This window comes from Pedobacter sp. 01T416_2 (genome assembly GCF_056398925.1).
In genome coordinates, this window is record NZ_JBFTQI010000145.1 from 1 (window position 1) to 9,529 (window position 9,529).

General features: G+C 39.4%; 8 protein-coding genes and 1 pseudogene. 5 read left to right on the top strand and 4 right to left on the bottom strand.

Annotated features, from left to right (window positions below):
* From AC1DPQ_RS08495 to AC1DPQ_RS08505, 3 genes and pseudogenes are all read left to right on the top strand, one after another.
* Positions 1–235 (top strand): annotated as a pseudogene (locus AC1DPQ_RS08495) (hypothetical protein); the annotation flags it as partial.
* A 57-nt stretch (positions 236–292) separates the two neighbouring features.
* Positions 293–664: a recombinase family protein gene (locus tag AC1DPQ_RS08500; RefSeq protein ID WP_477582937.1), complete on the top strand. Its 372-nt coding sequence runs from the start codon at positions 293–295 to the stop codon at positions 662–664.
* 39 nt (positions 665–703) lie between these two features.
* Positions 704–883: a histone H1 gene (locus AC1DPQ_RS08505; protein ID WP_477582939.1), complete on the top strand. Its 180-nt coding sequence runs from the start codon at positions 704–706 to the stop codon at positions 881–883.
* Between the two features lie 39 nt (positions 884–922).
* Here the strand turns inward: AC1DPQ_RS08505 and AC1DPQ_RS08510 are convergent, their stop codons facing one another.
* Positions 923–1,831, bottom strand: coding sequence for a hypothetical protein (locus tag AC1DPQ_RS08510; RefSeq protein WP_477608803.1), 909 nt, complete (start codon positions 1,829–1,831; stop codon positions 923–925).
* Positions 1,828–3,519, bottom strand: coding sequence for a caspase family protein (locus tag AC1DPQ_RS08515; RefSeq protein ID WP_477608805.1), 1,692 nt, complete (start codon positions 3,517–3,519; stop codon positions 1,828–1,830). The genes AC1DPQ_RS08510 and AC1DPQ_RS08515 overlap by 4 nt, the downstream gene beginning before the upstream one ends.
* A gap of 193 nt (positions 3,520–3,712) precedes the next feature.
* Here AC1DPQ_RS08515 and AC1DPQ_RS08520 point away from each other — a divergent pair, with 193 nt between their 5' ends.
* Positions 3,713–8,065: a hypothetical protein gene (locus AC1DPQ_RS08520; RefSeq protein WP_477608807.1), complete on the top strand. Its 4,353-nt coding sequence runs from the start codon at positions 3,713–3,715 to the stop codon at positions 8,063–8,065.
* Between the two features lie 220 nt (positions 8,066–8,285).
* On the top strand, positions 8,286–8,951 hold the full coding sequence (locus AC1DPQ_RS08525; protein ID WP_477608809.1) for a competence protein CoiA family protein: 666 nt from the start codon (positions 8,286–8,288) through the stop codon (positions 8,949–8,951).
* A gap of 66 nt (positions 8,952–9,017) precedes the next feature.
* Here the strand turns inward: AC1DPQ_RS08525 and AC1DPQ_RS08530 are convergent, their stop codons facing one another.
* Together AC1DPQ_RS08530 and AC1DPQ_RS08535 are read right to left on the bottom strand one after the other, a co-directional pair.
* Positions 9,018–9,248, bottom strand: a complete 231-nt coding sequence (locus AC1DPQ_RS08530) for a hypothetical protein (RefSeq protein WP_477585182.1) — start codon at positions 9,246–9,248, stop codon at positions 9,018–9,020.
* A 57-nt stretch (positions 9,249–9,305) separates the two neighbouring features.
* The coding region (locus AC1DPQ_RS08535; RefSeq protein ID WP_477608811.1) for a hypothetical protein at positions 9,306–9,529 on the bottom strand (224 nt) is incomplete at its 5' end.

Consider the following 9,529-nt stretch of genomic DNA (forward strand, 5'->3'; position numbering starts at 1 on the left):
GCGCAATGGGTTGACGCCATTAGTGAGCGTGGAGAAAGATGGGCAATCGGTAAAACTTTTGCTGGAAGCGGTTCCAAGGTATGGTAAAGTGAATTTTTATACCCCTGAAGGCACGATGGAAAAACGTGAGCAGTTCTTGACCAAAGCTGCCTTAGCCACTGTGCTGGATGCCGGACAGGGGAAGGAGAAAAATAAAGATAAACAGCAGGAAGCAGGAATGGGGATTGGGAACTAGGTCTGTCTTGCTATTTATTGGAGGCTATTGATTCCGCTTGGAGGTAGTGGGAGTGCTATGGAAGAGGAGAATAAAAAATTGGTTGCTGTTGGTTACGCCAGAATTGTGCGCTTTGGGGACCTGCGCGACCTGGACCGCCAGGCTCAGCGAATATATGATTTCTGCCAGGAGCACGGTATCGAACTCAGGGTTGGGCTTTCTGAGGAAGGTGATAGGGGCATGTCATGGAAGATTTTGGAGGATATGATGCAGCATGATTATGGTACGCTGGATATGGTGGTTGTGGCTGAGATGGACGCGATCTCCAAGGACGTAGGCTGGTTATTGTTAAAACAAGCGGAATTTGAGGCCGAGTATGGGGTAACTATAGTATCGGCCAAGGGTAGTCAACTAAGCTTGGATAAACATGGCGGCATGACCATGGGTTAATTTTAATTCATTAATTTTTTAGTCGATAAAACTATTAATATGAAAACATTTGATTCGTTAAAGGCGCTTGTTCTGGGAGCAGAGGAAGACGCACTGAAGTTTTTTGGTAAAGGTAATAAGACAGCTGGGACCAGGCTCCGCCTTGCCATGCAGCAGGCTAAGGCGCTCGCACAGCAGATCCGTATTGAGGTCAGTGAAAATAAAAAGAAGTCGAAATAGATTGGTTTTGTGGTTTGTTGGGGTGCCTGGCCGTTTTGGTCAGGCATTTTTTTTACTGGATGCCTTTTTCTTTTGCTCTAAATATATTTTATTAATATAAGAAGCAACAAGTGGGTCGGATAAATATTCAGAACTATCGTGGTGGTCATCTGAGTTATTTTCTACCGCAAAATTATCTATTGCTGGGTTTATTGCAAAATTTTCCTCATCGAGAGGATTCAAAGAAACTATATCTAATCGATCATAAATATTAATCCATTTTCCGTTCAAGCAAGCTGGTCTTTTTAAAGGGATTTCAAGCTGCGCTTTTATGCGCTTCATCCCCAATGGAGAGCCAAGGGTAATGAAGAGCTTTAGATCAGGAGCATTTTTGATCAGCACACCAAGTATATTGTAGCTTATTACAGATCCAAGCGAATGGGCGATAACCATATCGGTATCGGGAGAAATAGCGGAACTGACCTCCTGATCGATCTTATTACGGATCAACTTAACACTTAAGTAGGCTGCGACCTCTGTAGTTGTTTTTACTAGAGAAAGATTCCCCAAATATCTAATATTATCTAGTTTCCTAGCGATTGCTAGCCAGGGGGCATGGTTGTACCATGCTTTCTCCCTTATTTCTGGCTGTTCATGGGTTATATTTAAAGCTTGAAGATCGATATCCGAAAGTATTTCCTCAAGGACTTTCTCCTGCAAAGTCTCAATGGGATCATCCCCCGGGGAAGAAGATTTTAGGATGTAGCTGCCTCCGTTCTTTTCCTTTTCGTATGCTTCCTGCAAAGAGATCAGTAGATCTCCATAATAGGGAAAGTCAAAGACCAGGTCCGCAGGGAATGTCAGACTGGCATTTTTAAACCCATTTTTCAGCGCTGAAATCCATTCCTGCTTGATCTCCCCAGCATCCTTATTTTGTTGGTTTATACCATGAATCATTAATATTCTCATAATTTTTGTTTTAATAGTGCAATTAAAAGTTTAACCCCTTTTTCATCGAAGGAAGTCCAAAGGCCAGGAATCAGGGAGGTGGATAGTTCAAAAAGATTATCATCATTGCTCAGATTCATATAGGACCAGCCCTGTGTTAATAGCGGCATAAAAGAGCTGTTGCTTTTTTTGCGTTTTAAACCAACATCCTTTCCATTTAGTTCGGTAAATTTGTTTAATAGTGCTACATCAAACAGCACGGGCTCTTTTTCACGCGCCATGTGATCGTATACAGATCTTATTTCGTTAAAATCTCCGGATAAGGCATAAGCATATGCTGCAAAAAGTCCAAGTGTCGGATCTATAGCTTTATATCTTCTGATGTAGTCTGCAAACATAGAGAGCTTCTTCTCGCTGGGCGAAAAGACGCCGAATTGCGCAGCTGCAATGATCTCTGCTTTTTGCTTTTTGATTTCCTGCTCTAATCTCACATAATCAAAACGCTTGTAACTGAACGGAGAGGGGATATAGTTGATGTTGATCAGGCGTTTGTCTCTAAAAACAGCATTGGCATGGTAACCTTTAATTAATGTAAAAGGGATGCCCGTTCCATCCTCCAATTGAATGAGAACTGTAGATGAGCGATCGGTAGATGACTCAAAGAATATTCCAGAGTTTGAGGTCTGCTTTGCTATTTCTTGTTCATGTCCGTCTGTCCAAATTTTTTCTGGAAGGACTCCMGTGATTTTCAAGCCGGTATTCGCTTCCATACCAGGAAGGATATCAGACTCGCTTAGAGAATCCATTATGTCAGTAATGTTCCGATCAATTTCTTTCCGGACCTCTGGTTTGTTTATAAAAGATTTTGGAAGACCAAAGTTCGAACCATCTTCATCAGGTTTTTCCGGTGGATATGAATGTGCAGTTCTTTCCGGCGCGTAGCCTGTTATTTTTGAAAGAAAAATAGGATTTCTGGATGTAATTTCTCCTAAGGGTTGTTGTTCTTGAAACAGGCCTAACTCAATCAGTTTTTTTGGTACCGCATTTTCTAGGTAGTCATTGAGCTCATATGCTAGGACGACGTGTCTATATTCAGTGCCAGTGGATAAGGTCGTGATTATCTCGGGAATTACCCCATTTAAGCCTTCCAATAAGCATTCAGTGTAAATACTTTCATAGGTTCCAGAAGATGTCAAAATCTCGTGGGAAGGTTTACCTGGCAGACTGGCATAAAACTCGTCAACCTTCATCAATGAAGCTTCCTCATTATCTGTTTTAAATATTGAAAGGCCATTGTTTCCGAGAAAATTAATAGCGGTATTGGCAGTTCGGCATGCATCGGAAATAAATACCACATTTTTGATTTTGGTGAATCTCGAATACATTATACTCTGAGAAAGACCGATGCACTGACCTGGGTTAGACTTTGCGTCTGAAAGTGTCCATACCTCTTGTCTGGGACCAGCTAGGTAGCCATGCCCTGAAAAATAAATAACCATTTGTTCATATTCATAGGTTTTTACATAGCTATCTACTGCTTCTAAAATCTCATCATACCTTACGGGTACATTTTCGTCAGTAAAAAGACTTGTTATGAAGCCTTGACTAAGTGCCCATTCATTCATTTTCTTTGCATTATCCTGTGCAGCAGAAAGTGGTGGAAGGCCATGGGTATTGTTTACCCCAATAAGTATTGCACATTTTTTCATCGTGAGCGTTTAATCGTGTTGTTTTAGGATGAGCTAATTTATTAATTTTTAACAACTATCTGTTTTCTGATCAATCAATTTTGAATCAGGTGGGTGGCAACGTTTTTATTAATTAGTAGGGTTTTTGAAATAGGTAGCGATCTAAAGAAATTTTTTTTCATTATATCCTTAAGCAATTTTTAACTTCATGGCGATGAAAAACGCTGATCAACAGGAAAACCTTATTTTAGCCATTGCCATAGACGAATATGGCGAACCACACGGACCTCTATATAATGCCAAAACCGACCTCGGCCGTTTTTTAAAGGTGATGGAGGAACGCTATAATTTTGAGCTGTTTTGTCCTTTATTAGATGACCAAAGAGCGACAAGGGCAAATATTCTTGAAGAATTTGAGAAACTTGGTCCGAATACAACTGAATGCAAAAATCTCATTATCTACTTTGCAGGGCATGGAGAGATAGATAAAAACACGAAGCTGGGTTGCTGGGTACCGATCGATGCTGGTGAAAAAAAATATAACTATATTCCCAATTCTACAGTCAACGACTATATCAGGGCAATCAGCGCCGATCACGTGCTGCTGATCTCCGATTGCTGTTACTCAGGAACGTTTATTTTCGAGCATGGTGTCCAGGAAAAGATAGATGCGAGAACTTCCTTGACCAGTGATAACTCAAGATGGGTATTGACCTCTGGGGAAATCACCAAAGTCAGTGATGGAATAAAAGGTGAAGGTAGCCCATTTGCACAATGTCTTAATGCTTTTCTGGAAAGTAACAAAAGCCCTGATTTGAAAATGACCAGCGTTTTTAATGAAGTTATCGTGAATACCAAAGGTCGCCAAGGACAGCAACCCGGTGCTGCGCGGTTAAAATATTATGCCGGAATAGCTGGCGAGATGACTCTTGAGTTGGACAGAGATGCCCCAAAAATATATCCAGAAGGAAAACAGGATTTTGAGTTTCCAGGGATAAATCTTCCAGAAACGTATATTTCGCGGCACATCACTTATGCCGCGGCAGAAGACGGCGATTTTGCTTCTTTTTTTGCACAGGAAGCTGGTAGGGTTTATCTAGAAGATCTCATCAAAACACAAAAAAAGATCGTACTTCTGGGCGGAGCAGGTTCGGGCAAATCCATTGAGTTGATTCGTTTGGCTTTAAAACTAAAACATATTGATCACCCAATGACCCCTATCCTGGTAAAGCTGAATATGTTCCAGGAACAAAATCTCGAAGACTTCCTTCCCCGGGGATGGGATCAGACCGATCCTGCAGCTCTCGTCATATTTTTGGATGGACTCGATGAGGTACAACCGGAATTCTTTGGACAGGCAGTTCGGGCGATTAAGGATTTTTTTGAAACAAATTATCAGATTACAGCTGTTGTTTCCTGTCGGACTAATTTTTATGAAAACCCCTCTAATGACAATCTGGGGACCTTAGGCGGTTTCAAAGCTTTCTTTATCAGTGAAGTGACGCTCGAGATCGTTGAGTCTATTTTGTCCAGAATTCAGGGTATAGATGCAGAAACCTTTATTGCTAAAATTTATGATGCCCAGTTTCTGGATCTGATTCAAAAACCATTTTTCCTGAAAGTATTGATCGCTTATTATCTGGAAAACGGGGATTTTAGCGGTGGCAGAGGAAAGATCATGGAAAAAAGTATAGTCGATCAGGATAAAGGCTTTCTGCGGAAAACCGAAGGGGGTGAAACAAATGAAGTAACGTTATTTTCCATGCTTGAAAATATTGCATTTGTGATGGAGATGACAGGGAAAAACTACCTGACGGATGAGGATCTTCACAGTATTTTTCCGGATCAAGAGAAATATCTCCAATGTAAAACATTACCGGCATTCAACTACGATCGGGCTAAAGATAACTGGAGCTTTGAACATAACAATATTCAGGAATACCTAGCTTCAAGGGTTCTTGCCAGACAAACATTCGGTAAATTACAGAAGCTTTTATTTATCGAGTCAGCAGGGTCAAAAAGAGTTAAGCCGACTTGGACCAATACCCTTTCTTTTTTGATCAGCATTGATAAAGGAACGACGGTTACCCAGTTGGTAGATATGATTCTTCAAGAAGATCGTGAGGTGATCATCAAATTTGAAACTGATAGATTTGATGAGCAGCAGCGTACTGATATTTTTAAAAATATCTTTAATTTTTATGTTGATAAAGAAATCTGGGTAAGCTCAAATAAGTTTAGTCCCGCAGATCTGGTTCGATTTGGYAGAACTAAAGAAACATTACATTATTTAAAAAACATTCTTAGTGATAGGGACAGTTCGAGAATAAAAAAAATAAATACAACTTATCTTTTGCTTTATTTCGATTTTAAAGGCTTTGAAACAGAAGCGATGGAATTTCAGTTCCTTTTATTGGATTCTCTTTTGGAAGAAAGTCATGAGCCGGCAGATATACATAGAATGATGTCGTTGATTGCACGAATTCCAGAGGTAAATGATGATCATATCCTGAAGATCGTAGAAAAATTCAAGAAGCATAAAAACCAATACATACGGGCCGGATTATATGAACTCATTACTGTTTCTGCTTTGTTGGAGAAATACATAGATATCCTCTTGGACGGATTGTCCCTTAACGAATTGCCTGACGCAATCGAAGATAGAGAGAATTTCAGTTTAGGGGATGAGGATTATCATTGGGAAGAAGCAATAAAAAAGGTCATTTCAGCTAACGGTTTAGAATCTATTTTTAAAATATTAAAAGACACTCCCCAAAAAAGGTTGTCAGTTGTACATAATCACCGCGAAACTTTGGAGCATCTGATAAAAAATGCGATTTCAAGCTACGATCAAGACGCCGATATTTTTCAGGTAGTATTCGACCTTGCAATAGTCCTGGCCAAAGAATATGAAGAAACTAGTGTGGAGGTGCTCTCGCAGTTTTTCAAAAAAACAGCTAGCAATGGAAAGGCATTAAGCAAAATCTCTGAAATAGAAAATGATGATGAATTTTATTATCTGCATAATTTGATCATTAATTTAATAGATAGTGATGCTTTAAGTGAATGGATCGATTATTCTGCGAAAACAAATGTTAATGAAAAGCTACTGAATTTTATCAATCATTACCTTTGGGAGCAAGGCAATCAAGTATCATGGGCACAGGATTTCGACGCAGAGGTTAGGCAAAAACTTGAAATAATTCTGGTAAAACCTGTTGCTGTCCAGAGACCCGATATTTGGGGGCAACGTATGACTAATAACTTTGAACTACTCTTCAGGCCCGACCTAATAAAGATCGAAATCGAGAAAGTTTTTGAACGTTTGAACAGACGAGAGATAAATCAAGAAGATATCAGAATACTTTCGAAAGATAATCGCAATGATGATAGATTATATATTCCCAGTATTTGTATGATCATCTTGCGCAGATTTACTCATAATAACAGAATTGGCAATTTGTCAGAAATTGTTAATTGGGTTGATTACGGGCCTAGTTTTTTGGGGTTTAGGATTTCTCAGATCCATCAACAATTGAAAAGTTATAGCCAATTAAATGTAGAACCAGCAATGTTGGACTTTATCAGAAGTTGGACAGTTTTTAAAGGTGATCCATTGGATATATCATGGTATTTTATTAACCGCTTTAAATTTGAAATGCCAACGGATAAAATTCTTGAGTTTACCCTTTACTATAATTTTAGCTGGGAGCTTGGGGTCAGACAACCGGGGGGGATTGAAGCGCTGGAAGCGCTGGTAGGTCTTGGACCGTTACTACAGCGGGTTGTAGAAAATATCAACAATCCCGAGGTTAAAGGATTGGCCTGGTTGGGCAATGCATCTTATGCATTAAGAAAAAAAATGCGGGATACATACCCATCTATTATCCAGCGCCTACAGGAAAGTCAGGAAGAGGAATATAGGCATGAGGCACTACTTGATTTTTGGTTCGAATTAACTGGAGAGCCGGAACGATTGGAAATTTTCATTACAAATGTTTACAGCCGGTCACTAAGGTTCAAAGGTATTGATATTCTGTCAACCGTCCCGGTGAATTCAATTGTTCTAAACGAAATTTTACTTAGCGATTTAAATAATGATGAAATCGTTTACGAGGAGCGGTTAACCGCTGCCAATTACCTTTTGAAGAACGGGGATTCGAAGGGGTTTGATTTTCTTTTCAAAGAGTTGCAAGAGCAGGCAGAAGAGGCATTCGACTATAGAAGAAACCTTTTTGGTTTTGCGTTCATTCAGGATATTAAAAGCCTTGATCGGCTAATGATACTTTTGGAGATGGCCAAAAAATCCAAGTATCAAGGCGATATTTTCAATAATCTTGAATCAAAGGTGCTGGAAGCACTAAAGAGTGTAGCTAGTATGTCGGAGGACAATTATAAAGCAGTCAGCGCAAAAATTACTGATTTGATCAATCAAAAGAACAAAGATATTAAGAATTGGAGCAATTTATATTATTTTATTATACAGCTTGAGGAGCAGAATGTTGGTAATAAAATTTCTGGAGCAGACATAGGAAATGCGATTGAGGAATATAATGAACTTCAATAGACTCGTTGTTCGCAAAATTCTGCATATGTTACATAAGTAGGGTTTACCTGTTTGCTTCAACATCAGATTTTGATGGAAATAAAATCAATGAAATTGATTTTCAGTCAAGTACAACAATTTTTCTTAACTATTTAATGGATATTGCCAACGATGAGATAAACTCCAAAGAATAGATTTAATTTTTACATCTCAAAGGGATAATTAATTAGTTTTCGGATTTATGAACGTTCAGCCAATTGTTGGGATAGAGAGGGACACAAGCGAAATTGTGCCGATTTCCAAGGTTACTCAGACCGGATTAAAATGCAATTGTGTCTGCTACAATTGTAGTGGCAGGCTTGAAGCGGTTCTTAATACTGTTCGGCGGAAACATTTTAGGCATAGTAACAAGGGAAACTGTAATCCGATGCCGGAAACGGAGCTGCATTTACTTGCAAAGCAGATTATTTTGGATAACAACAGGATACATGTGCCTTATTTGGGAATGCTTGATTATTGCGATCCGGTTGCAGAGGTTGGCTATAACGATTTGATTCCAGATGCAACGATTACTATTGATGGGCATCCTTTTTATATCGAAGTAGTAGTGACCAATCCGATTGATGTGTTAAAATTTGCTAAATACAAAGCGGATCATGCGAAGGTAATGGTGATTGATCTTGAAGAAGAGGATAGGGATTTAGAATATGAAGCGCTAGCGGATATTGTACTTAAAAAAAGTTCCAATAAATATATGTTGGACTATGATGAGCATCCTCGTATTGTTCCTGATAGTGAGGACGGTTCTGGATTAGGGTGGATTTTAGCAGGTATTGCTGCGGTTTTGTTATTGTTGAACTTAGGAAAGAAAAAGCCTGTTAAGCGATACCAGTCTAAGAGAAGATAGGTAAGGAGAAATAGTTATTTTTCTAGGTTCTTTTTTGTTGGGTTCTAAAGAATCGTAAAGTTTAAGCTATATGCGGAACCGTAAGGCGATATTTTTTGCGATTGCTTTGATCAGTCCATGGTCATCCTCAATTGTCCGTTCACGGGCATCCCATTCTTTGTTCTGGTTTTGTACCAGTGTCAGTTCTTCACCCTGTAAACTGATCTTTATTTCCTTTGTTTCGTTATTGATGATCTTGGTGAGAACCGTATAGGTGTAATCGTTGTTCTCAAAGGTGATGCGCATGGGTAGACTCATTGGGGCAAAGATAATGGATTGAGGGCTTTGCCCGAAAATCTTTTATTCCACAAATTTTTAATATTTGCTGCTGTTGTTGAGGTAGGGATCGCATTTCAGGTATAGGTAGTTTTCGTCCTCGTGCCAGCAAAAAGTAAAGCAGCACTTCCAAAGCCTGTTATTCTCTACGACGGCACCTGTGCAAAATCTTTGGTCAAAGCCTTGTCTTTTCAGTTCGGTTTTCTTGACCATGCTTTCTCCGATATCTCCCGGTTTAAGGTCGTAATCCAGAAGTATTCTGT

Bases quoted from the DNA above. Each gene is read 5' to 3' on its own strand.
- AC1DPQ_RS08500 (WP_477582937.1), top strand. From the start codon at position 293: ATGGAAGAGGAGAATAAAAAATTGGTTGCTGTTGGTTACGCCAGAATT.
- AC1DPQ_RS08505 (WP_477582939.1), top strand. From the start codon at position 704: ATGAAAACATTTGATTCGTTAAAGGCGCTTGTTCTGGGAGCAGAGGAA.
- AC1DPQ_RS08510 (WP_477608803.1), bottom strand. From the start codon at position 1,831: ATGAGAATATTAATGATTCATGGTATAAACCAACAAAATAAGGATGCT.
- AC1DPQ_RS08525 (WP_477608809.1), top strand. From the start codon at position 8,286: ATGAACGTTCAGCCAATTGTTGGGATAGAGAGGGACACAAGCGAAATT.
- AC1DPQ_RS08530 (WP_477585182.1), bottom strand. From the start codon at position 9,248: ATGAGTCTACCCATGCGCATCACCTTTGAGAACAACGATTACACCTAT.